The sequence below is a fragment of the Pseudomonas sp. K8 genome (assembly GCF_014889455.1).
Classification (GTDB): domain Bacteria; phylum Pseudomonadota; class Gammaproteobacteria; order Pseudomonadales; family Pseudomonadaceae; genus Aquipseudomonas; species Aquipseudomonas veronii.
Genome location: NZ_VJWO01000071.1, coordinates 1 through 22136, shown reverse-complemented (window position 1 = coordinate 22136; position 22136 = coordinate 1). Strand labels below are relative to the sequence as shown.

Genomic DNA, 22136 nt, shown 5'->3' with positions numbered 1-22136 from the left:
GGATAGCGGTGCGTTTCTGGGCGGCAAGATCATGGAGATCGATGGTGCTTTGATCTTTCAACCAGAGGGGGCCTGACTATGGATTTTTTTCTCGTCTATACCATTGTGCTGTTTGTTGGGATGTCTATCCTCTTGGGATTGATGCTATTTGCCGAATATAAAAAACTCGACGAGTTGGAAAGTTACTTCAGTGAGAACGAAAAGGTTCGTTACCATAAGCGATTTTGGAAAAGAAATCAGCGGATCGACAGATTTCATCGGATGGGCCTGATGATTGATTTTCTATCAAACCCAAAACCCTTTTTGAAAGCAGGTCTTGTGACCGAGGCCGAGCTGGCGTCTGTTCCTATAGCACTCAAGCGTTGGGCGTTGTGGCCATATCGCATTTCTTATATCTGGCTTGTTGCATTAGGCGTTTGGTCCGTTTGGTATAAGTGGTGATGGATATTTCCTATGCTACGATGTCGTTGTTTCTTGCCTACACCATTGTAATGATTATTGGGACGTTCGTCGTCCTGGGACTGATGCTTTTTGCCAAACGTACAAAACTCGACGAGCTGGAAAGTTACTTCAGTGAAAACGCAGAGGTTCGTAAACGTAAGCAACTCTGGGGGCCAAACCCGCGGTTCGGCGGATTTCATCGCATGGGCCTGATGATTGATATCCTGCTAATGTCAAAACGCTACGTGAAAGAAGGTCTTGTGACTGAGGAAGAGTTGGCCTGCGTTCCGTTATCACTTAAGCGTTGGGCCGTGTGGCCATATCGCCTTGCGATGATTTTGGCTATTAGCTGGGGCTATTGGTGCACTTGGCTCTAGTGGTCGCTCGTTTTCCTACACCTGAGCAGTTGATGCTGTTTCGCGTAAGGAAAAAGGACAGTACGGGTTACTTCACCGGCACCTGGAACGACCGCGAAGGTCAACCCAAACCCTGCACAACGCCGCTGTCCATAACTGAAGCTGTCAACCCGAAGGCCTGGATATTCCGTACTGGCAAGGGCCGGTGCAGTTTGAAGGTGGGGTTTCTAGGCGGCAAGATCATAGAGAACGATGGTGATTTTATCTTTCAACCAGAGGGGGCCTGACTATGGATTTTTTTCTCGTCTATACCATTGTGCTGTGTGTAGGCGCTCTGGTTGGCGTGGGGCTGATGTTATATGCAGAGTGCAAAAAGCTCGAAGTGTTGGAAAGCTACTTCAGTGAAAACAAGCTGGTTTGCGATAACAAACGTTTTTGGGGAAGAAATATGCGGATCGACAGGTTTCAGCGCATGCTTCTGATCAATCAATTGTTAGGAATGCCCAAACTGCATGTAAAGAGGGGCGATGTGACTGAGGCAGAACTGGCTTCAATCCCGATATCCCTCAAGCGTTGGGCACTGTGGCCGTATCGTCTTTCTTTTATTTGGCTGATCGCATCAGTCGTTTGGGAAATTTGGTACCGATGGTAGCTCACCTGTCCTCACCGCCACCTGGATGAACCTGAGTATTCCGTACTGGAAGGGTCGGTGAGGTTTAAGGGCTCTGGAGATGACCAGGTATTAGCACTTTTCTGTAGGCACCGATCTTCTTCTGTGTAGGCAACTTCCTAAATGTGATTGAGCCCCCTGGGGCTTGTGTCCGGACAGTATTCGCTTGCCTATATTTCGACGCCAACTTCATTGGTGATTTGATATTCCAGCCAGAGGGGGCTTAACCATGGATTTTTTTCTCGCCTATACCATTGTTTGGTTTTTTGGAATGTTTGTCGTCTTGGGACTTATGCTATTTGCCGAATATACAAAACTCGACGAGTTGGAAAGTTACTTCAGTGAAAATGAAGAAGTTCGCAACAACAAGCGCTTTTGGCGACGAAACCAATGGATCGACAGACAATATCGCATGATGCTGATTTTTGAATACCTTGCAGACTCTAAACGTCATGTGAAAGCCGGTCTTGTGACCGAAGCCGAACTGGCGTCTATTCCTTTAGCGCTCAAACGTTGGGTGTTGTGGCCCTATTACCTTGCGTTCATTTGGGCTATCGCAACGGTCGTTTGGTCGGTTTGGCGCAGGTGGTGCAACGTCATCATCTGAAAGGCACTGCATTTCTTTCAAAAAATACTGTACATGCATACAGTAATATCCTACAATTCATCCCAGGTGACCGGATGTCACCTGACCTTCAGTTTTTAACTATGGATGGATAAAAAATGAAATCGAAAAAAAACCTTATGCTGGGTGCAGCCATGGCGGCCTCCTGCTTCGTTTCGGCCTTCGCCCTGGCCGAGCAATACCCTCACCTGGCTGCGCAAGCGCTTCAACCCAGCGTCAAACAGGCGTTGAAATCCAGTGCAAAAATCGCCGCCAACAAGGCTCCCACGGCGCTGAAACAGCAACTGCGGGCAGGCGCTCAGTCGAAGAAAGCGGTATTCGCCGCGAAGGCCAAGGCCGACTCGGTGGTGGAAGACAACACCGCACCGGCCCACGTCACCCAAGTACAGAAAGCCACTGCCAAACAGGCTGCTGCAGTGCAGGCGGCGCTGGTTCAGGGCTGTGAAACCACGCTGGATGTCAACGCGCTCTATACGATCACCGGCGTGCAAACCGGCGACCTGCTGTGCTACCACTTCAACCTGCCGAAGAAGGCCCGGATCAACGCTCTGCTGGTCAGCCAGACGGCGGGCACCGACATGTCGTTGACCTTGTTCCAGGACGACGGCCAGGGCAATCCGCTGCCCTTGGGCACCTCCAATAACCCGGGCACCGCTGATGAGAGCCTTGGCGGCGTGGTGCCGGCCGGTGATTACTACTGGTTCATGGAAGCCAACGCGGCGGTCCAGGGGTCGGGCTTTCAGTTCGGTGTGGCGGTCGATACCAACCTCGACGCCTTCGAACCCAATGACACGCCGGACACCGCCTTCAAACTGCCTGACACGCTGAACTACATCAGTGGCAATGCCGACAGTCTCGATGACGTTGATTACTTCGACTTCACCGCAGTACGTGGCCAGAGCGTGGGGATCGCATTGACTGCCGACGCCGCCAGCGGCAGCGCGCGGGGCAAATGGATACTGGAGCGTTTCGATGGCGCGCAGTGGGTCACCGTGGGCGCGAATGTGCTATCGACCTCGATCCCGAGCCCTGGCGTCGGAGGGGTGGTCAAGGTGCGCGTGCGTCCGAACCAGCACCCGAACGAACCGTGGAGCGCGACGGGCAAATACAACCTGTCGCTGGGTTCCAGCCCGCGGGTGAACAGCCCTGATGTAAAAGGCGAGGCGAACGTGTTGCGCATCCCGTTCTCCGCTTCCAATGTGGGCTATGGCTACATGACCACCCAAGCCTATCGCGACCTGACTTGGACCATGGGCCTGTCGGACAGCACCGGTGCGCCGCTGGTAGGGCTGCATCCGATTGTGTATCTCGATCAGCATATCAACCCGGACACCGGCAATATCGTCTACAAGGCCTACTCGGCAGCCACCGACAGCTCGGGTCAAGCCAGCGGCACGATCAACGTGGGCACGTGCTCCGGTGATTTCCAGACCACTTTTGTCGATTATGCCCAGGGCTACAAAAACACCTGGCGCAGCGACTTTAACTACGGCGTGTGGCGCATGGAAGTACTGGAGTATCCGGGCATCGGTGTCGGTGGTGACAATGTCGAGTACGTCAGCTTCGGCCACTTGTGCAAACAGACGCTGCTCAGCAGCACCAAGAGCTGATGCAGTAAACCGGTAGTACCCAGGGCATACAGGCCGAGCGCCTGTATGCCCTTTTTGCATTATGGCGTCAGCGCCAGTTTCAACGGCACGCGTGCCATGCTCCCGGGCGGTGGCGAATGTGCGAGTTTTTGCTCCAATAGGCGAGCCCGTAATAGGACGGGCTCAGGCGTGAACATTCAAATCAGCGGGTCCCAGCGTTGCGACCAGTCGCTTTCCGCCTTGACCACACCGCGCAGCAACTTCAGCGCCTGCTGCAACACGGCCGAATCCCGCGCCCGTGAGTACACCAGGAACGTCGGGAAGCTGAACTCCGGCGCCTTGGGCGCGCGTTGCATCACGCCGCTGTCGAGGTAGCTTTGCACCACTCGGGTACGGAAATATCCGGCACCGCCGTTCTCCAGAATGTACTGCAGCGCCAAGGGCCCGAGGTTGAAACTCAGCGCAGCGCGGGCCTTGTCGGGCAGCGCGGCGTCATGCTGCTGGCGAAACCCCGGGCCCCAGTCGATATACACATACGGGCCCGGCTTGCTCACCAGTTGCACCAGGATCAGCTTTTCTTCCAGCACCTGCTCCACCTGCAAACCCGGCCAGTACTGCGGCTGGAACACCAGCGCGGCGTCGAGCACACCCAGTTCCAATTGGCGCAGCAGGTATTCGCCCTCACGGATTTCCGTGCGCAGCGCATAGCCTGGGATATGTTCGCGCAAGGCCTGGGCCCAGCCGAGCATCAACGGGTTGCACAGGCTGACCTCACCGCCGATATGCAGCACATTGCGATAGCCCTCGGGCAATGGCAGGTCGCGGCGCGCGGCTTCCCAGGTTTGCAGCAGTTGGTTGGCGTACACCACAAAGGCTTCGCCGTCGGCGGTCAGCCGCGCACCGGCGCGGTTGCGCACAAACAGCGTGCTGTCCAGCTGGCTTTCGAGGTTCTTCACGCGTGCGGTGATGGCGGTCTGAGTGACGTGCAGTTTCTCGGCCGCCGCGGCCAGGCTGCCGCAGCGGGTGATCTCGAGGAAAGTGCGTGCCAGTTCGATGTCCATGAAGCCCCCGGGGATGATTGGGGGCCTATTGTAGTGGAATGCGCTCAAGAACTGTGGGAGGGGGCTTGCTCCTGATTGCAGTGTGTCAGTTGACTGATCGGGTTCTGGCACACCCCCATCGGGAGCAAGCCCCCTCCCAGCGTTGGGTTGGATCTACGCTGTTCCGGTGATCGGGGCTGGCAGGGGGGCGGTAGGGAATGCTTTTGCATATGCCTGGCAAACCCGCAACACCGTCTCATCGGCAAACCGCGCCGCCACCACGTGCAACCCCACCGGCAAGCCATTCGCCGCCAACCCGCACGGCACCGACGCTGCCGGTTGCTGGGTCAGGTTGAAGGGGTAGGTGAACGGTGTCCACTCCATCCATTCGTGCATCCCGGAGCCTGGCGGCACGTTGTGCCCGGCCTCGAACGCGGTGATCGGCATCATCGGCGACACCAGCACATCGTAGTGCTCATGGAACGCCGCCATCCGCGCCACCAGGGCTGCCCGTGCTTCCAGGGCCGCGCTGAAATCGTCCAGGCTCAGGCCCTCGCCGCGTTGCGCGATACGCAGCAGGCCGGGGTCGAGCAGCTGTTTTTGCGCCGCGCTCATCGGGCCGGTCAGACGGGCCGCGCCGGCCGCCCATAAGGTGTTGAACACCTCCTGCGGGTCGCTGAAACCCGGGTCGATCTGTTCGACATGGGCGCCCAACTGCACCAGGCCCGCCACAGCCCGGGCGACCACTTTGGCCACCTGCGGGTCGACATCGACGTAGCCGAAGGTGGGGCTGTAGGCAATGCGCAGGCCCTTCAAATCCACGGTCTCCGACAACCAGGGCGTGGTCCTTGGTGCGCCGATCAAGCCGTCTCGCGCATCCGGTTGTGCGACGGTTTGCAGCATCAAGACGCTGTCTTCCACGGTGCGGGTCATCGGCCCCAGGTGCGACAGGATCGTCATCGAACTGGCCGGCCACTGCGGCACATAGCCGAAGGTCGGCTTGATCCCGAAGGTGCCGGTAAACGCACAGGGAATGCGGATCGAGCCGCCGGCATCGCTGCCTTGGTGCAACACCCCCAGGTTCAGCGCAGCCGCCGCGCCCGCGCCGCCGGAGGAACCGCCGGTGGTCATGCGCGTGTCCCACGGGTTGCGGGTGATGCCGTACAGCGGGTTGTCGGTGACGCCTTTCCAGCCGAATTCCGGGGTGGTGGTCTTGCCCAGCAGCACCGCACCGGCCTTGCGCATAAACGCCGGGAAGGGCGCGTCCACGTCCCACGGGCCCTCGGCCGAGGTGGTGCGCGAGCCCTTGCGCGTGGGCATGCCGAGGGTCAGCGTGAGGTCCTTGATCGACGCCGGTACGCCATCCAGTGCGCCGCAGGGTGCGCCTTTCAACCAGCGCGCTTGCGAGGCGCGTGCGGCGTTGAGTGCGCCCTCGGCATCGACATGGCAATAGGCATTGACCAGCGGGTTATAGCGCTCGATGCGCAACAGCGCGTCTTCGGTGACTTCCACCGGCGACAAGCTCTTGTCACGAAAATGCTGCAGCAGTTGCACCGCCGTCAGTTGGCCGATCTCACTCATGCCTGATCCCCCTGTGCCGCATTGACCATGGCGCGCAGCAACACTGCGCAACCTGCCGCCAGATCATCCGGTGCGGCGTTCTCGATTTCGTTGTGGCTGATGCCGCCTTCGCACGGCACAAAAATCATCCCGGCCGGGCCCAGTTGGGCGACGAAAATCGCGTCGTGCCCGGCGCCGCTGACGATGTCCATATGGCTCAGGCCCAAGGCGTCGGCGGCGTCGCGCACGGCGTTGACGCAGACCGGGTGGAAGTCCAGCGGCGGGAAGTCGGCGGTGGCGGTCAACTCGAACGTCAGGCCGTGGCGTGCGGCGCTGGCTTCGATCACGCCGCGCACTTCATCGACCATGGCCTGCAGCTTGTCGGCATGCAGATGGCGCAGGTCGATGGTCATCTGGACCTGGCCCGGAATCACATTGCGCGAGCCGGGGCGCAGGCTCAGGCAGCCGACCGTGCCGCAGGCGTGGGGTTGCTGTTGATGTGCGATGCGGTTGACCGCGCTGACCACCTCGGCGGCGCCGACCAGGGCGTCCTTGCGCAGGTGCATCGGCGTCGGGCCGGCGTGGGCTTCGACGCCGGTGAGGGTCAGGTCGAACCACTTCTGGCCCAGGCAGCCCATCACCACGCCGATGGTGGTGGCGCGGTCTTCCAGCACCGGGCCTTGTTCAATATGCGCCTCGAAATACGCACCGACCGGATGGCCGAGCACCGCACGCGAACCGGCGTAACCGATGCGCCGCAATTCGGCGCCCACCGACAGGCCCTGGTCGTCCTGCTTGTCCAAGGTGTCCTGCAAGTCGAACTTCCCGGCGAACACCCCGGACCCCATCATGCACGGCGGGAAGCGCGAGCCTTCTTCATTGGTCCATACCACCACCTCGATCGGCGCTTCGGTTTCGATCTTCAAATCATTGAGGGTGCGGATCACTTCCAGGCCGGCCATCACCCCGAAGCAACCGTCGAACTTGCCGCCGGTGGGCTGGGTGTCGATGTGGCTGCCGGTCATCACCGGCGGCAGGGCGGGATTGCGCCCTGGGCGCCGGGCAAAAATATTGCCGATGGCGTCGACGCTGACGCTGCACCCGGCCGCCTCGCACCACTGCACGAACAGGTCTCGGGCCTGGCGGTCGAGGTCGGTGAGGGCCAGACGGCACACGCCGCCTTTGACGGTGGCGCCAAGTCGGGCCAGGTCCATCAGCGATTGCCACAGGCGGTCGCGGTTGATCAGTGGGGCGTTGCTCTGGAGCGGTTGTGCAAAGCTATTCATCTTCGAACTCCGGTCAGGCACTCAGGGCCAGGTAGCGGTTCTTGATCGTCGGGTCGGCGCGGAAGGCTTGCGCGCTGCCCTCGTACACCACGCGGCCCTGTTCGAGCACGTAATGGCGGTCGGCGAGCTTGTCGCAGACCATCAGGTTCTGTTCCACCAGCAGCACCGGCAGGCCGTCGTCCTTGACCTTGCGCAGGATCTTCACCAACTCGTCGACGATCACCGGGGCCAGGCCTTCGGTGGGTTCGTCGAGGATCAGCAGCTTGGGATCGTTGAGCAGGGCGCGGGCGATGGCGAGCATCTGTTGCTCACCGCCGGAGAGCGCGTGGCCGGCGTTTTTGCGTCGCTCCTTGAGGCGCGGGAACATGCCGTAGACGTCTTCGAGTTGCCAGCGGCTGCTCTTGCGTGCGGCGATGCGCAGGTTCTCCTCGACGGTGAGCAGGCGGAAGATCCCGCGGTTCTCCGGCACCAACGCCAACCCCTGGCGTGCGATTTCAAAAATCTTCTGGCCCACCAGCGCCTGGCCGTTGAAGTGGATCTGGCCCTGGCGCGGGCAGATGATGCCGAGGATGCTGCGCAGCGTGGTGGTCTTGCCGGCGCCGTTGCGGCCGAGCAGGGTCACCAGTTCGCCGGGGTTGACGGTCAGCGATACGCCTTCGAGCACGTGGCTCTTGTCATAGTAGGAATGGATATTCTCGACGATCAGCATCAGGCAGCCTCCCCAAGATAAGCCGTTCGCACACGTTCATCGGCGCGCACGAACTCCGGCGTGCCTTCCACCAGGATCTGGCCGTGGCTCATCACCGTGATGCGCTGGCTGATGGACATGACGATGCTCATGTTGTGTTCGATCAGCAGCACCGTGTGGTCGCGGCCCAGGTCGCTGATCAGTTGAGTCATGATCGGGATGTCATCGATGCCCATGCCCGAGGTGGGCTCGTCGAGCATCAACAGTTTTGGCTTGGAACAGATCGACATGCCCACCTCCAGCACCCGTTGCTGGCCATGGGACAACTCGCCGGCCAGGGTCGCGGCGCGGGCCGTGAGTTGCAGGCGTTCGAGCACCTGGTCGGCCATCTCCAGGTGTTCGCGCTTGCTCTCGACCCGACGCCAGAAATTCAAGGCGCGCGCACCGTCGCGACCTTGGGCGGCCAGGCGCAGGTTTTCGCGCACGCTGAGGTTCTGGAACAGGCTGGTGAGCTGGAACGAACGCGCCATACCGAGGCCGACGCGGGCGTGGGCCGGTTTGCGCATCAGTGGCTGGCCGTCGAAATGGATCGCCCCGGCGGTGGCCTGGCGTTCGCCGGTCAGGCAGTGGAACAGGCTGGTCTTGCCCGCGCCGTTGGGGCCGATGATGGTGTGGATGGTGCCGGCCGCGACCTTCAGGTTGACGCCGTTGACCGCATGGAACGCGCCATAGGCCAGCTCCAGGTTGTTGGTTTCCAACAGGATGCTCATAGCCCTTGCTCCTTGGCGACGACGACGGCCTTGCGGCGGCCGCGTACTTTCTCGAACAGCGACGCCAGGCCGCCCCACAAACCACCGCGCATGAAGATCACCACCAGGATCAGGATCATCCCCAGCAGCATCAGCCAGCGCGGCCACAGGTCGGAGAGGAAATCCCCCAGCAGCACGATGGAACCGGCGCCCAGCAACGAACCGAACAGCGAGCCAGTGCCGCCGACGATGGTCATGATCAGGATGTTCTCGGACATCGCCAGGTCGATATTCGACAGCGGCACAAAGTGCAGCAACATGGCGTACAGCGCCCCGGCAATCCCGGTGACCGCGCCGGACAGCACGAACACCAGGATCTTGAAGTGGCGCGTGTCATAGCCGATGGCCGAGGCACGGGTTTCGTTTTCGCGGATCGCCATCAGCGTGCTGCCGAATGGCGAGGCGATGACGCGGCGTGCGCCGATAAAGATCAGCAGGAACAGCACCGCGACAAAACCGTAGAACGCGCGGGCGTCGGCCAACGACAGCAACACGCTGTCGCCGATGCGGATCTCCGGGCGCGGCACGCTGAGCAGGCCGTTGTCGCCGCCGGTCCAGTCGCTCAGGGTGTAGGCGACGAAGTACGCCATCTGGCTGAACGCGAGCGTCAGCATGACGAAGTAGATACCGGTGCGGCGGATCGCCAGGGCACCCACCAGCAGCGCCAGAAAGCCGCCGGCTACGGCGGCGCCGAGCAGCGCGCTGAACAGACCCAGTTGCAGGTGAATCATCAGCAGCGCCGCGCAGTACGCACCGGCCCCAAAGAAGATGCCTTGGCCGAACGACAACAGCCCGGTGTAGCCGAGCAAGAGGTTGCAGGCCAGGGCGGCCATGGCAAAGATCAGGATTTCGCTGGCCAGGGTCGCCGAGGGCAGGACCAGCGGCAGGCCGATCAGCACTGCCAGCACCCACAGCAACATCGCTTTGGATTGGGTCTTGGCGAACGGCAGGGGATTTTTCTCGCTCATGTCAGGCTCTCCCGAACAGGCCGTAGGGGCGGACCAGAATCACCACGGCCATCGCGCCGTAGATCATCAGGCTAGCACCCTGGGGCCAGAGTGTGGTCATCAGGCTTTGCACCACGCCCACCAGCAAACCGCCGACCAGCGCACCGCTGAACGAGCCCATGCCGCCGATGACGACAACCACAAAGGCGATCCCGAGAATTTCCGGGCCGACAAAGGGCTGGGCACCGCGCAACGGCGCGAACAGTACGCCGGCCATGCCGGCCAGGCCGACGCCGAGGGCAAAGGTCATGGAGAACAGGCGGAAGATATTCGTGCCCAGCAGCGACACGGTTTCGGTGCTCTCACTGCCGGCGCGCACCAGTGCGCCGAAGCGTGTGCGTTCCAGCAGCAGCCACAGGCCCAGGCCCACCAGCCCGGAAAATACGATGAGGAACAGGCGGTAATAGGGATAGACGAAATCGCCCAGCACCAGCACCCCGCGCAGCAGTTCCGGCACGGCGACGCTTTTGCCCACCGGGCCCCAGATCATCACGCTGGCTTCCTGGATGATCAGCGCGATCCCCAGCGTCACCAGGATCTGGAACATGTGCGGCAAGTGATAAATCCGCTGGATCAGCAAGCGCTCGATCACCCACGCCAGCGCGGCCACCACCAGCGGTGCCAGCAGCAGCGCTAGCCAGAAGCTGCCGGTGAGGCTCACGGCGGTGTAGCAGATGTAGGCGCCCAGCAGGAAGAACGCGCCGTGGGCGAAGTTGACGAAGTTGAGCAGGCCGAAAATGATCGTCAGCCCGACCGCGATCAGGAAGTAGATCATCCCCAGGCCAAGGCCATTGAGTATCTGGAACAGGTAAAGATTGAGCATGCAGGAACCCTCGGCAGGAAGCCGCTCGCGCGGCCCTGCGGTGCAAATAGTCAGGGGGTCAGCCGAGCGTGCAGCCCGTGGCCTCGACCGGCGGGAATGACTGGCCGGCGCTGAGCACCTTGGCCAGGTCGTCCTTGTCGGCCATGTCGGCGGCGGCCTTGCCGATCAGCAGGTAGTAATCCTTGATCACCTGGTGGTCGCCGGCACGGATCGACTCCTTGCCAGTGGGGCCCTCGAAACTCAGGCCCTGCATGGCCTTGGCCACGGTCGGCCCGTCGAAGCTGCCGGTGGCGATGATGGTGTCCAGCATGACCTTGGTGCTGATGTAGTCGGCGGCCAGCGGGTAAGTGGGGTTGATGCCGTACTTGGCCTGGGTCAGCTTGACCAGTTCGCGGTTGAGCGGGCTGTCGACCTGGTGCCAGTACTGCGCGCCGAGGTACACGCCTTCGAGCACATCGCTGCCCAGTTCCTGGAACTGGTCGAGGCCGGCAGACCACACCAGCAGCACTTTCATGCGCTCCTTGATGCCGAAGTTGACCGCCTGGCGCAGGGTGTTGGACGACTGGCTGCCGAAGTTGAGCAGCACCAGCACGTCGGGCTTGGTGGCGATGGCGTTGGTCAGGTAGCCGGAGAATTCCTGCTCCTGCAGCGAGTGGTAGCTGTTGCCGACGTGTTCCAGGCCATGTTCCTTGAGCACGTTTTTGGCGCCCTCGAGCAAGGCTTCGCCGAACACGTATTGCGGGGTGATGGTGTACCAGCGCTTGGCGTCCGGCAGCAGCTTGATCAGCGGCACCAGGGTTTCGCGGATCGCGCCGTAGGTCGGCACCGACCAGCGGAAGGTCGCGTGGTTGCAGTCTTTGCCGGTGACTTCATCGGCGCCCACCGGGGTCATGAACACGCCTCCGGCCTTGTCGACTTCCTTGGCCACTGCCAGCGCCGACGACGACAGGGTGCAGCCCTGGAAGAACCGCGCGCCGTCCTGCGCAATCGCTTCCTGTACCTTGCGCACCGCCTTGCCCGCGTTGCCTTCGGTGTCGATGACCTTGTAGTTCAGCGGGCGCCCAAGAATCTCGGGGTGCTGCGCCACCGCCAGGCGCGAACCCATGTCGGCGAACTTGCCATAACTGGCAAAGGCGCCAGACATGGACTTGAGGCCGTAAAAGGTAAAAGGCTCGGCGGCGAATGCCGAGCGCACGCTCAGCGGCAGGCTGAGGGCGGAGGCGAGGGTGAGGCTGGCTTTCAATAACGTACGACGCTGCATGGGGTGACTCCCTGGTTTAGTTATTGGCAGGAGCGGCAAGGGCGATACGGTGGAGCAGGGCCTGTGGGCAGGCATTTTTTTATTGGGGTAACGCAGTGTGCGGGTTGGAATGCAGTCAACTGTGGGAGGGGCGGTGCGACGATTTGACTTGCTCCCGATAGCGGTGTGTCAGTCGATATAACGGTGACTGTGCCGGCCTCATCGGGAGCAAGCTCCCTCCCACATTGGAGCTGGGGTGTTCTTAAGAGTGATCGAACTCCAGTAGAAAATGCGGGCTGACCTGGCCTTCGAGCGCGGTCATATGGTGTTCGGCGTCGCACATGTGTTCATGCATCAGGCTGCGCACCGCGCTTTCATCGCCGGCGCGAAAGGCGCTCAACAGTTGCTTGTGATAGTCGAGGTTGGCCGCGTCGAACTGCTTGCGCTTGGGCTTGTAGGCTTTTTTCAGCACCACCAGGTCGCGCAGCAGGTCGTTGAGAAATTGCGCCGTAAAGCTCAGCAGCGGGTTGGGGCAGGCCTTGGCGAGCAGGTTGTGGAACTCCAGTTCCGCCAGGCGTTGTTCGCGCTGGCCGGCCTCGCTGTCTTCCGGCGCGCTGCAAAAATCCACGTTGGCCTGCAGGGCCTGGTAGTCGTCTTCGCTCAGGCGCCCGAGCACCGACACCGCCAGTTCCACTTCGATGACCTTGCGCAACTGATACACCTGCTCGCCATCCAGGTGCTGGAAGTGCAGGTAGTTGCGCAGTGCGCGGCTGGCCGGTTCGGTGCCGGCCTGGTTCAGGTAGGCCCCGCCACTCGGGCCGGTGCGCGTGCTGACCAGGCCTTCGACTTCCAGGGCCTTGAGCGCTTCGCGGGCCGAGCCCTTGGAGCACTGGAAGCTTTCCATCAGCTCGCGCTCGGTGGGCAGGCGGTCGCCGGGCTTCAAGGCGTCGGTGACGATGGAGCGCTTGACCGACTCGACAATCACGTCGGACAGCTTCTGGCGTTTGCGTCGTAGCGGGCGAGTGAGCATGGGGTCTATTTATCGTATTAATGCGGATAAATAGTACTTAATAACGATTGGGCCGTAGCGTCAACGCAGGGTGTCGTTTCTGGTGTGGAAAGGTCGCAAACGGAGACTCATTGCACAGTGGCATCCGTACACACCGTCGAGCGCGGCGGTTTGTTCCCATGCATCAGATAATCGCCCACCCACTGGTTCACACAGGCACTCACGCCGCTGAACGAAACCCCGTGGGCATAGGCGTTCTTCAGTTGTACGCGGCTCGCCGGGAAGGTGCGCTCGAAGGCCCAGGCGGCGCCGGTGGACGGGGTTTGGTCGTCGAACTCGGCCTGGACCATCAGCAGACTGTCGAGCCGGGCGAGTTCCTTGTACGGCAAGCCCCGGCTGTGTTTTTGTGGCCAGGTGGTGCATTGGCGCGCCTCGAGGGCGCTGCCGGCGACCGGGTACTTGGCGAGCGATTCGGTTTCTTTCTGCTGCCAGAGGTCTTCGTTGGAGTAGGTCGAGTCATTGCACAGGATCGCGGTTTTGACCGAGTCGGCGGCCGACATGCGCAACGGCCCGGGCTTGGGCACGTTGGCCTGCAAGGGTTCGCGCACGCGTTGCAGCAGCAGGCTGAACATCGATTTGGCGCGCTCTTCGATCACCGGGTCGGGGCTGAAGCGGTGTGCGCGGGCACGCGTTTCCAGCGCCAGGTCGTCGCCGTCGGGAGTGTCCCGCAGCCAGCGACTGAGCACGTGGGCGCCCATCAGGCCGGCGGGGTCGCTGTAGAAACGGTTGCTGGAACGCAGCGCGGTACGCACGCTGGGCAGCAGTTCCATGAACACACGGCGCACGGCGGCCGGCGTGTCGCCCAGCTGATACACACCAGGGTCGAGGGCGGCGGCCTGGGCCACGAAGCGCTCGAAAATCTTCTCCTTTTCGCTGGCGACGATCACGCTGGCGTGCTCGAACGTTGAGGTCCAGTTGATGTTCGAGTCGAGCACCATGCGCCCCACGTTCGCCGGAAACAGGCCGCCGTACCAGGCGCCGAGCCAGGTGCCGTAGGCGTTGCCCAGGTAGTTGAACTGCAACTCGCCCAATTGCTTGCGCACAAATTCCAGGTCGCGGGCGGTTTGCTCGGTGGTGATGTAAGGCGTCAGCGGGTGGCTGGCGCAGGCTTGGGCGATCAACCGTGCATTCTGGCGCGCGGCGGCGAGGTTGGCCGCGCTGCGGTCTTCGCTGACGTCCGCTTGCGGCACGATCCGCGCGTCGGAGCGGCACTCCAGGCGTGAGCCCGGCAGCCGGCCCAGGCCCCGCGGGGTGACTTCGATCACATCATAGGTATCGGCCAACTGGCGGTAAGTGTCGCCCCAGTCGGGTTGCCGGGCGTAGTGCTTCCAGACGGTGGCCAGGTGTACGGCGAAGGCGCCGCCGGCGTCGAGCCCGGGGCCCCCCGGGTTGGCGAATATCGCGCCCTGGCGTGACAGCGGTAGTTTGGCGCCGACACGGGTGATGTCGAAGCTGATGCGACCGCGCTCTGGCGCCCCATGGTCCAGGGGCGCGGTGACGATGCCGCATTGGGTGCGTTCGATGACTTCCGGGTCCAGGCGTTCGAGCGTCGGCTGCGGGCAGTCCAGGAACCATTCGATGCCGAACGGCGAGCGCGGCGTTTCAGCGTAAGCGCCGGTGGGCGCCAGGGCAGCGACCAGCACCAGGCAACGGTAGGTGATTGCGCTTGCAGCTGGAAGGGGTTTCATCAGCGATCCTGGCCTGTCGTGTGAGAAAAAGAAGCCACTGTTGTGGCTGCTCATTCGGGACGACTTTTTTACCAAGGACCGTGGGGGGAAAAATGTAGGAGGACAAAACGGCGAGTGTACGAAATGCGACTTTCGTTTATCGGATGTCGGATTCCCAGCCGCCGCCCAAGGCTTTGTACAAGGCGATACTGGCTTGCAGGCGCGACAAGCGCAGTTGCACATTCAGGTCCTGGGCCGTGTACAGGGTGCGCTGGCTGTCCAGCACGCTCAGCCAGTCTTCGGCGCCCGCCTGGTAGCGGCTTTCGGCGATGCGCAAGGCGTTCTGCGCCGCCTGCAGCTCTTGCGTTTGCCATTGGCGCTGCTGGTCCAGGCGCGTGATGTTGCTGAGGGCTTTTTCCACATCGGCGAAACCGTTGATGATCGCCCCGCGATAGGTCTGCAGCAGCTCGTCCTGGCGCGCGCGGGCCTTGTCCCGTTCGGCGGTTAAACGGCCGTTGTCGAAGATCGGTGCGACCAGGCCGCCCGTCAGCGTGTAATACGGGCTGCGCAGGATCTCCACGGCTTTGCCGGCATCGGAGCCGAAGGTCGCGCCGAGCGTCACCGCAGGCAGCATGGCCGCGCGGGCGACGCGAACATCCGCTTGCGCCGCCGCCAGTTCGGCTTCGGCCTTGGCCAGGTCGGGGCGCCGGCTCAGCAGTTGGCTGGGCACGCCCGGGCCGATGCGCGGCCAGGTGAGGGCCTGGAAGGGCTCGGTGCCCAGGTCCAACGCCTGGACCGGCTGGCCGAGGAGGGCGGCGAGGGTGATCCGCGACTCTTGCGCCAGTTGTTGAATCAGCGGCAATTGCCGTTGCTGGCTGGCGACCAGGCTTTGCTGCTGGGCCAGTTCCAGGGCCGTGGCGGAACCGGCGTCGTAGCGGGTCTGCACCAATTCCAGCACATTGCGTGCATTCGCCAGGTTCAACTCGGCGATCTGCTCGCGCTGGCGTGCGGCGAGGGTTTGCGCGTAGCGGTCGGCGACGTTGCTGAGCAGGGTCAGTTCCACGGTGGCCTGGTCCGACGCGCTGGCCCGCAGGCTATGCAGGGCGCTGTCCCGCGCGGCCGTGCGGCCGCCCCAGAAATCCACTTCATAACTGGCGCTGAGGTTGGCGCCGAAGCTGTTGACCGTGTCATTGCTTTGCGTCGCGTCCAGGTCCGGCCCGCCCTGGCCGCGCAGTAACCTCTGATGGCTGGTGGACAGGTTGAACTTCACTTCCGGCAACAGCGGCGCGCCGGCGATCACTGCCTTGGCTTGGGCCTGGCGCACCCGTGCGACGGCGGCCGCCACGTCAAAACTGTCACGGCGCGCCTGTTCGATCAGGCGGTTCAGTTGCGGGCTGCCGAATTGCGTCCACCAGCGCTGATTGTTGAGTTGGGCGGCGTCACGCTCGGCGTATTGCCAGGCGGTCGGTGCTGCCACGCCGCTGTCGACGGCGGGCAGGCTGGCGGCGCAGGCATTGAGCAGCAGGCACAGGCCGAGTACGCACACGGGGGAGGCGGGAGATCGTTTATTCACTGGTCAACGCCTTAACCGGATCGAGCCGGGCAGCTTTACGGGCCGGCATAAAGCCGAATACGACGCCGGTGACCAGTGCGCAGCCAAACGCGCCGAGCACCGCCACCAGGGAAAACTGCACTGCGACCTTGGCCAGCATCAGCACGCCGCCGACCAGCAGCGCCAGGCCGATACCGCACAGGCCGCCAACCACCGAGAGCATCAGCGCCTCGGTCAGGAACTGGCGCAGGATGTCGCGCTGGCGCGCGCCGGTGGCCATGCGGATACCGATTTCGCGGGTGCGTTCGCGCACGGTCATCAACATGATGTTCATCACCCCGATGCCGCCCACCAGCAGCGAAATCGCGGCGATCGAACCGAGCATCAGCGACAGCGTGTTTTGCGTGCGCGCCTCGGCCTGGATCATTGCCGCGTTGTTGGTCAGTTGGTAGTCACGCTTGCCGTTATGCAGGCGCAGCATCAGTTGGTCGATGGCGTGTTCGGCTTCCCGCACCTTGCGCGCATCGGCGGCGGCAATCACCACGTATTCGGGGTTGTACGTGCCGAACAGGCGCACGCTGGCGGCGGTGTAGGGAATGGCCACGCGGTCGTCGCTGTCTTTGTTGCCGGAGCTGGAGCCCTTTTCCGCGAGCACGCCGATCACCTGGAAAGGCACGTTTTCGATGAGGATGTATTGGCCGATCGGGCTGACCTGCTTGAACAGTTTCTCGCGGATGCGGTGGCCGATCACCGCGACCGTGGCACCGGCGCGCTCGTCGGCTTCGGTGAAGTAACTGCCCTCGACCACCGGCCAGTTGAAGATCTGCGGAAAGTTGACGTCGTTGCCGCCCACATAGGCCAGGTAATCCAGGTTGCCGTAGCGGATGCCAGCGTCGCTGCCGTTGACCGGCATGATCCGCTTGATCTGCGGCAGCGTCGCCAATGCCGCGACATCGTTGAGGGTCACGATGCCCAGCGGCGTGCGCGGGTTGGGCGAGGAGCCGCTGAGGTAGAGGATGTTGGAACCGAATGCGCCCATCTGTGCCATGACCTGGCGCTTGCTGCCTTCGCCCACCGCCAGCATCACCACCACCGAGGCCACGCCGATGATGATCCCGAGCAGGGTCAGGGCGGTGCGGAAGCGGTTGATCCACATCACGCGCCAGGCGGCCTGCACTGCGTCGAGCAGTTCGGCTTTCCACGCGCCGTTGTGCTCGGCGCCTTCGGCCAGGCGCTGGCGCAGGTCGACGGCTTGCAGCGTCGCGCTGTCGGCGCTGGCCGGGCGGTGGCGGGGGCTGTCGGCCGAGTCGCTGATGATCAGGCCGTCGCGAATTTCGATGATGCGGTTGGCCCGCGCCGCCACGTCGCGGTCGTGGGTGATCAGGATCACCACGTGGCCCTGGCTGGCCAGTTCGTCGAGCAGGCGCATCACCTCAGCGCCGCTGTGGCTGTCGAGGGCGCCGGTGGGCTCGTCGGCGAGGATGATATGCCCGCCGTTCATCAGCGCGCGGGCGATGGAGACCCGTTGCTGCTGGCCGCCGGACAGTTGATGCGGACGGTTGCCAGTGCGGTCGGCCAGGCCCAGGCGCGTGAGCAGGGCCCTGGCGCGGGCGTGGCGTTCGGCGGCGCTGATGCCGGCGTAGATCGCCGGCATTTCGACGTTTTCCTGGGCCGACGCCGACGGGATCAAGTGGTAGCCCTGGAACACAAAGCCGAAGGCTTCGCGGCGTAGCCAGGCCAGCGCGTCGCTGTCCAGGTGCGCGACGTTTTCGCCGGCGAACAGGTAGTCGCCGGCGGTGGGGCGGTCGAGGCAGCCGAGGATGTTCATCAGCGTGGATTTGCCGGAACCCGAGGCGCCGACGATGGCGACGAATTCCCCGGCATGGATCGACAGGTCGACGCCGCGCAATACGTCGACCTGCGGGCTGTCGCCGCCGCCGTAGGATTTGCGGATGTGCTTGAGTTCGATCAGGGGCGTGCTCAATTCAACCCCCCGCTGCCGTCGCCCGGCCCGATCAGCAGGTGATCGCCTTCGCTGAGGCCTTCCAACACTTCGACGCGCAGGCGGTCGCTGATACCCAGGCGCACGACGCGCTCTTCGATGCGGCCGTTTTCCGCGACCACGCGGGCGGTCTGCCGGTCGGCGCTGGTGCTGTCTTGCAGGGCGGCGACCGGCGCGGTGAGCGCATCCTTGACCTGGCCGGCGACGAAAAACACCTGGGTGGTCATTTCGGCCATCAAGGCGTTGTCGCTGTTGTCCACGTCCAGCAGCACGGTGTACAGCACCACGCGGCCGCTGCCGCTTTTGTTCGAACTGCTGGGGCTGCCGCTGCCCTGGGTTTCGTTCAGCGGCTTGGGCGGGATCGGCAGGATCTGCCGCACGCTGCTGGTCCAGCGGCGGTTGCCGCCGCTGAGGGTGGTGAAATAGGCGGTCATACCGGGTTTGACGTGGCCGATATCGGCTTCCGAGACCTCGGCCCACACGGTCATCGGTGACAACTTGGCGATGCGCAGGATCAGCGGGGTTTGCTGCTGGGCATTGAGGGTCTGGCCGACCCGTGCGTCCACCGCCACCACGGTGCCGGTCATCGGCGCATAGATGCGCGTATAGCCCAATTCCGCCTCGTCCCTGCGCAGGCTGGCCTGGGCCTGGAGAATCTGCGCCTGGAACATGTTGACCCGCGCCTGGGTGGCGCTCAGTTCGGACTTGGCGGTTTGCACGTCCTCTTCGCGGGTCGCGTTGCCGGCGGCCAGGCGCTGCTGGCGCTGGTACTTCTGGCGCGCCAGTGCGTGCTGGGCTTTCTGCTCCTGCAATTGGGCCTTGAGGTTTTCGATGGCGTAGCGGCTGGCGTCGAGCTTGGCTTTTTGCGTCGAGGGGTCGATCTCTACCAGCAACTGGCCTTCCTGCACCTGATCGCCGGCTTCGACATGGATCTTGCGGATCTGCCCGGACGCCTGGGCGCCCACATCCACATAGCGTCGCGGTTGCAGAGTGCCCAGGGCGGTGACGCTGTTTTCAATGTTGCCGCGGGTCACGGTAACGGTGGCCAGGTTGTCGCGCCCCGGCGGCTGCAATTGCCAGGCGGCGATGCCGATAACAGGGATCAGGCACGCCACAACCAGCAGGGCGTGTCGGGCAGGTCGAGGGCGTTTCATGGGTTGGTTCCAGCCAGGAAAGTTCGGACCGCAGTTGCGGGGGGCTGACAGTTAAACGAGAGCATGGCCCGAAGATTTAGGCTGTTTCACAAGTAGTTACAGTGCTGGCGAGTAAAAAAATTGCCCGCTGAAGCAAGTCTTCTTTAAAAGTAGATGAGAATTACTATAAATTGCACTTACCCAAACTGCCATCACTCATGGGCTGTCTTTTTAAGCATTCAAGGACCTAATACCGCCGTCAGGTGGTCGGGAGTCATGTTGGAAAACTACTATCGCGAGCTGGTGTGTTTCCTCAACGCCAAGCTGGGCAACCGCCAGGTGGCCGAAGATGTGGTGCATGACGCTTATGTGCGGGTGCTGGAACGCGCCAGTGACACCCCCATCGACCAGCCCCGCGCCTTTTTGTACCGTACCGCGCTGAACCTGGTGATCGACGGCCATCGACGCAACGCCTTGCGTCAGGTCGAGCCGCTGGAGGTGCTGGACGCCGAAGAGCGCTTCGCCAACGCTTCGCCCCACGCCACCCACGATCACACTCAGCGCCTGCAGATGCTCGAACGCGCCTTGGCCGAGTTGCCGGCGGTCTGCCGCGACAGCTTCCTGCTGCGCAAGCTCGACGGCCTGTCCCACGCGCAGATTGCCGAGCGCCTGGGGATTTCCCGCAGCCTGGTGGAAAAACACATCGTCAATGCGATGAAGCACTGCCGGGTGCGGATGCGCGAGTGGGACGCACCCTGAGCGTCGAGTGGTTAAATTTTAATTCATTGTCCTCGTTTCCTATCAACACATGACCTGTTGTGCAGGTCGTGAAGGTATTCCCGCCCCACCGCCAAGGGGCTTATCCAGAGGACACTGGAATGACACAGGCAATTGCTTCGCCCGCGGTTCACGACTTGATCGGTATCGGTTTCGGCCCTTCGAACCTGGCGCTGGCCATCGCCCTGCAGGAGCGCGAAAAAGCCCAGGGCAAACTGGACGTGCTGTTTCTCGACAAGCAGGCCGACTACCGTTGGCACGGCAATACCCTGGTGACCCAGAGCGAACTGCAGATTTCGTTCCTCAAGGACTTGGTGACCCTGCGCAACCCCACCAGCCCGTATTCCTTCGTCAACTACCTGAAAGCCCACAACCGTCTGGTCGATTTCATCAACCTCGGCACGTTCTATCCGTGCCGCATGGAGTTCAACGACTACCTGCGCTGGGTCGCCGGGCAGTTCCAGGCCCAGAGCCGCTACGGCGAGGAAGTGCTGGCCATCGAACCGATCCTGCATCAGCAGCAGGTTGAAGCACTGCGCGTGATTTCCCGCGATGCGTTGGGTGAACAGCATGTCCGCACCACCCGTTCGGTGGTGGTCAGCGCTGGCGGCACGCCGCGCGTGCCCGACGTGTTCAAGGCGTTCAGGGATGACCCCCGTGTGTTCCACCATTCCCAGTACCTGGCGCGCATGGCCCAGCAGCCTTGCGTGCAGGGCAAGGCGATGCGTATCGCGGTGATCGGCGGCGGCCAGAGCGCGGCCGAAGCGTTCATCGATTTGAACGACGGCTTCCCGGCGGTACAAGTCGATATGATCCTCCGCGGCTCGGCGCTGAAACCGGCGGATGACAGCCCGTTCGTCAACGAAGTGTTTTCGCCGGCCTTTACCGACCTGGTGTTCCAGCAGGTCGGCGCCGAGCGTGAGCGGCTGATCGCCGAGTACCAGAACACCAACTATTCGGTGGTTGACCTGGAGTTGATCGAGCGCATCTATGGCATCTTCTATCGCCAGAAAGTCTCCGGCACCGCGCGCCAGGCCTTCCGCACCATGACCGTGGTCGAGAACGTCAGCGCCGGTCCGTTGGGCATCGAGTTGACCCTGCGCAATAACGCCAGTGGCGAAACCAGCGTCAGCCATTACGACGCGGTGATCCTGGCCACCGGCTACGAGCGCCAGATGCACCGCGAGTTGCTGGCGCCGCTGCAGGCTTATATGAGCGATTTCGAAGTCAGCCGCGACTACCGCATCGTGACGGATGAGCGGTGCAAGGCCGGCATCTACATCCAGGGTTTCAGCCAGGCCAGCCATGGGTTGAGCGATACCTTGCTGTCGGTGCTGCCGATCCGGGCGGATGAGATTGCCGCATCGTTGTACGCGCATGATCGCCACCGTGGGCAGGGGCGTTCGGTGCAGGATTTGCTGCTTGCTACGGCGAGCTGATGAACGCTTGTAGCGACTTTTGGAGGCGGGGTAGAAAATGTGGGAGGGGGCTTGCCCCCGATGGCGGTGTATCAGTCAACTAATTTGTAGCTGACAGATTGCAATCGGGGGCAAGCCCCCTCCCACACTCTTGACCGCGTTCGGCTTCCAGGATGTGGTCGGCTATAAGGCCGCGCCCAAGAGCAGAATGAGCCCTATCTGATCCACGGAGATCCAAATGTGGGAGGGGGCTTGCCCCGGTACAGACCGGAGACATCCTTTACGTTTGAAACCGGAGACATCGTTTACATGTATTAATCATGGCCAGGAGGTAACTGGCCATGTCATGGAATCGAGAGTCCCCTATGGACCAAAAAGTCAGAT

At 62.3% G+C, this 22136-nt stretch carries 20 protein-coding genes and 1 pseudogene; 8 read left to right on the top strand and 13 right to left on the bottom strand.

Features of this window, described 5'->3' with window-relative positions:
- The first annotated feature begins 78 nt into the window (after positions 1-78).
- From INT12_RS28520 to INT12_RS28495, 6 genes and pseudogenes are all read left to right on the top strand, one after another.
- Entirely contained in the window at positions 79-441 is a 363-nt protein-coding gene (locus INT12_RS28520) for a hypothetical protein (RefSeq protein ID WP_046490582.1), read from the top strand.
- A 20-nt stretch (positions 442-461) separates the two neighbouring features.
- The gene (locus tag INT12_RS28515; RefSeq protein WP_046490624.1) at positions 462-818 is read left to right on the top strand and encodes a hypothetical protein; all 357 of its coding nucleotides are present in this window, start codon (positions 462-464) and stop codon (positions 816-818) included.
- 26 nt (positions 819-844) lie between these two features.
- Positions 845-1056, top strand: a pseudogene (locus INT12_RS28510) (hypothetical protein); the annotation flags it as partial.
- A gap of 30 nt (positions 1057-1086) precedes the next feature.
- Positions 1087-1449, top strand: a complete 363-nt coding sequence (locus INT12_RS28505; protein WP_193040779.1) for a hypothetical protein — start codon at positions 1087-1089, stop codon at positions 1447-1449.
- Between the two features lie 247 nt (positions 1450-1696).
- Positions 1697-2074 carry a hypothetical protein gene (locus INT12_RS28500; RefSeq protein WP_169884456.1) on the top strand — a complete coding sequence of 126 codons (378 nt, stop codon included), beginning with the start codon at positions 1697-1699 and terminating at the stop codon, positions 2072-2074.
- 116 nt (positions 2075-2190) lie between these two features.
- Positions 2191-3702 (top strand): hypothetical protein, encoded by a 1512-nt coding sequence (locus INT12_RS28495; RefSeq protein ID WP_193040780.1) that lies wholly within the window; start codon positions 2191-2193, stop codon positions 3700-3702.
- Between the two features lie 176 nt (positions 3703-3878).
- Here INT12_RS28495 and INT12_RS28490 read toward each other — a convergent pair whose 3' ends face one another.
- From INT12_RS28490 to INT12_RS28430, 13 genes are all read right to left on the bottom strand, one after another.
- Positions 3879-4742 (bottom strand): LysR family transcriptional regulator, encoded by an 864-nt coding sequence (locus INT12_RS28490; RefSeq protein WP_193040781.1) that lies wholly within the window; start codon positions 4740-4742, stop codon positions 3879-3881.
- A 153-nt stretch (positions 4743-4895) separates the two neighbouring features.
- Positions 4896-6302, bottom strand: a complete 1407-nt coding sequence (locus INT12_RS28485) for an amidase (protein WP_104902819.1) — start codon at positions 6300-6302, stop codon at positions 4896-4898.
- Complete coding sequence (locus INT12_RS28480; protein WP_193040782.1) at positions 6299-7567, bottom strand: Zn-dependent hydrolase; 1269 nt, start codon at positions 7565-7567, stop codon at positions 6299-6301. Before INT12_RS28480 ends, INT12_RS28485 begins: the two co-directional genes overlap by 4 nt.
- A gap of 13 nt (positions 7568-7580) precedes the next feature.
- Positions 7581-8276: an ABC transporter ATP-binding protein gene (locus tag INT12_RS28475; protein WP_017847519.1), complete on the bottom strand. Its 696-nt coding sequence runs from the start codon at positions 8274-8276 to the stop codon at positions 7581-7583.
- Entirely contained in the window at positions 8276-9025 is a 750-nt protein-coding gene (locus INT12_RS28470; protein ID WP_046382791.1) for an ABC transporter ATP-binding protein, read from the bottom strand. The genes INT12_RS28475 and INT12_RS28470 overlap by 1 nt, the downstream gene beginning before the upstream one ends.
- On the bottom strand, positions 9022-10032 hold the full coding sequence (locus INT12_RS28465) for a branched-chain amino acid ABC transporter permease (RefSeq protein ID WP_017847517.1): 1011 nt from the start codon (positions 10030-10032) through the stop codon (positions 9022-9024). The genes INT12_RS28470 and INT12_RS28465 overlap by 4 nt, the downstream gene beginning before the upstream one ends.
- 1 nt (position 10033) lies before the next feature.
- Entirely contained in the window at positions 10034-10894 is an 861-nt protein-coding gene (locus tag INT12_RS28460) for a branched-chain amino acid ABC transporter permease (RefSeq protein ID WP_046382793.1), read from the bottom strand.
- A 58-nt stretch (positions 10895-10952) separates the two neighbouring features.
- On the bottom strand, positions 10953-12155 hold the full coding sequence (locus INT12_RS28455; RefSeq protein WP_046382794.1) for an ABC transporter substrate-binding protein: 1203 nt from the start codon (positions 12153-12155) through the stop codon (positions 10953-10955).
- Positions 12156-12396: 241 nt separating this feature from the next.
- The gene (locus tag INT12_RS28450; protein WP_046382795.1) at positions 12397-13164 is read right to left on the bottom strand and encodes a FadR/GntR family transcriptional regulator; all 768 of its coding nucleotides are present in this window, start codon (positions 13162-13164) and stop codon (positions 12397-12399) included.
- Between the two features lie 107 nt (positions 13165-13271).
- On the bottom strand, positions 13272-14891 hold the full coding sequence (locus INT12_RS28445) for an alpha/beta fold hydrolase (RefSeq protein ID WP_017847513.1): 1620 nt from the start codon (positions 14889-14891) through the stop codon (positions 13272-13274).
- A 136-nt stretch (positions 14892-15027) separates the two neighbouring features.
- Positions 15028-16443: an efflux transporter outer membrane subunit gene (locus tag INT12_RS28440; protein WP_193040783.1), complete on the bottom strand. Its 1416-nt coding sequence runs from the start codon at positions 16441-16443 to the stop codon at positions 15028-15030.
- Positions 16436-18406: a MacB family efflux pump subunit gene (locus tag INT12_RS28435; RefSeq protein ID WP_104902822.1), complete on the bottom strand. Its 1971-nt coding sequence runs from the start codon at positions 18404-18406 to the stop codon at positions 16436-16438. The genes INT12_RS28440 and INT12_RS28435 overlap by 8 nt, the downstream gene beginning before the upstream one ends.
- Positions 18403-19578, bottom strand: coding sequence for an efflux RND transporter periplasmic adaptor subunit (locus INT12_RS28430; RefSeq protein WP_169884452.1), 1176 nt, complete (start codon positions 19576-19578; stop codon positions 18403-18405). Before INT12_RS28430 ends, INT12_RS28435 begins: the two co-directional genes overlap by 4 nt.
- 255 nt (positions 19579-19833) lie before the next feature.
- Between INT12_RS28430 and INT12_RS28425 the strand changes: the two genes are divergently transcribed.
- Positions 19834-20316 carry a sigma-70 family RNA polymerase sigma factor gene (locus INT12_RS28425; RefSeq protein ID WP_017847509.1) on the top strand — a complete coding sequence of 161 codons (483 nt, stop codon included), beginning with the start codon at positions 19834-19836 and terminating at the stop codon, positions 20314-20316.
- Between the two features lie 119 nt (positions 20317-20435).
- Entirely contained in the window at positions 20436-21773 is a 1338-nt protein-coding gene (locus INT12_RS28420) for a lysine N(6)-hydroxylase/L-ornithine N(5)-oxygenase family protein (protein WP_017847508.1), read from the top strand.
- Positions 21774-22136: the final 363 nt, after the last annotated feature.

Coding starts and splice junctions, on each gene's coding strand:
- INT12_RS28450 (WP_046382795.1), bottom strand. CDS start 13,164: ATGCTCACTCGCCCGCTACGACGCAAACGCCAGAAGCTGTCCGACGTG.
- INT12_RS28460 (WP_046382793.1), bottom strand. CDS start 10,894: ATGCTCAATCTTTACCTGTTCCAGATACTCAATGGCCTTGGCCTGGGG.
- INT12_RS28480 (WP_193040782.1), bottom strand. CDS start 7,567: ATGAATAGCTTTGCACAACCGCTCCAGAGCAACGCCCCACTGATCAAC.
- INT12_RS28495 (WP_193040780.1), top strand. CDS start 2,191: ATGAAATCGAAAAAAAACCTTATGCTGGGTGCAGCCATGGCGGCCTCC.
- INT12_RS28520 (WP_046490582.1), top strand. CDS start 79: ATGGATTTTTTTCTCGTCTATACCATTGTGCTGTTTGTTGGGATGTCT.
- INT12_RS28470 (WP_046382791.1), bottom strand. CDS start 9,025: ATGAGCATCCTGTTGGAAACCAACAACCTGGAGCTGGCCTATGGCGCG.
- INT12_RS28465 (WP_017847517.1), bottom strand. CDS start 10,032: ATGAGCGAGAAAAATCCCCTGCCGTTCGCCAAGACCCAATCCAAAGCG.
- INT12_RS28485 (WP_104902819.1), bottom strand. CDS start 6,302: ATGAGTGAGATCGGCCAACTGACGGCGGTGCAACTGCTGCAGCATTTT.
- INT12_RS28445 (WP_017847513.1), bottom strand. CDS start 14,891: ATGAAACCCCTTCCAGCTGCAAGCGCAATCACCTACCGTTGCCTGGTG.
- INT12_RS28505 (WP_193040779.1), top strand. CDS start 1,087: ATGGATTTTTTTCTCGTCTATACCATTGTGCTGTGTGTAGGCGCTCTG.
- INT12_RS28500 (WP_169884456.1), top strand. CDS start 1,697: ATGGATTTTTTTCTCGCCTATACCATTGTTTGGTTTTTTGGAATGTTT.
- INT12_RS28430 (WP_169884452.1), bottom strand. CDS start 19,578: ATGAAACGCCCTCGACCTGCCCGACACGCCCTGCTGGTTGTGGCGTGC.
- INT12_RS28455 (WP_046382794.1), bottom strand. CDS start 12,155: ATGCAGCGTCGTACGTTATTGAAAGCCAGCCTCACCCTCGCCTCCGCC.
- INT12_RS28425 (WP_017847509.1), top strand. CDS start 19,834: ATGTTGGAAAACTACTATCGCGAGCTGGTGTGTTTCCTCAACGCCAAG.
- INT12_RS28515 (WP_046490624.1), top strand. CDS start 462: ATGTCGTTGTTTCTTGCCTACACCATTGTAATGATTATTGGGACGTTC.
- INT12_RS28490 (WP_193040781.1), bottom strand. CDS start 4,742: ATGGACATCGAACTGGCACGCACTTTCCTCGAGATCACCCGCTGCGGC.
- INT12_RS28420 (WP_017847508.1), top strand. CDS start 20,436: ATGACACAGGCAATTGCTTCGCCCGCGGTTCACGACTTGATCGGTATC.
- INT12_RS28475 (WP_017847519.1), bottom strand. CDS start 8,276: ATGCTGATCGTCGAGAATATCCATTCCTACTATGACAAGAGCCACGTG.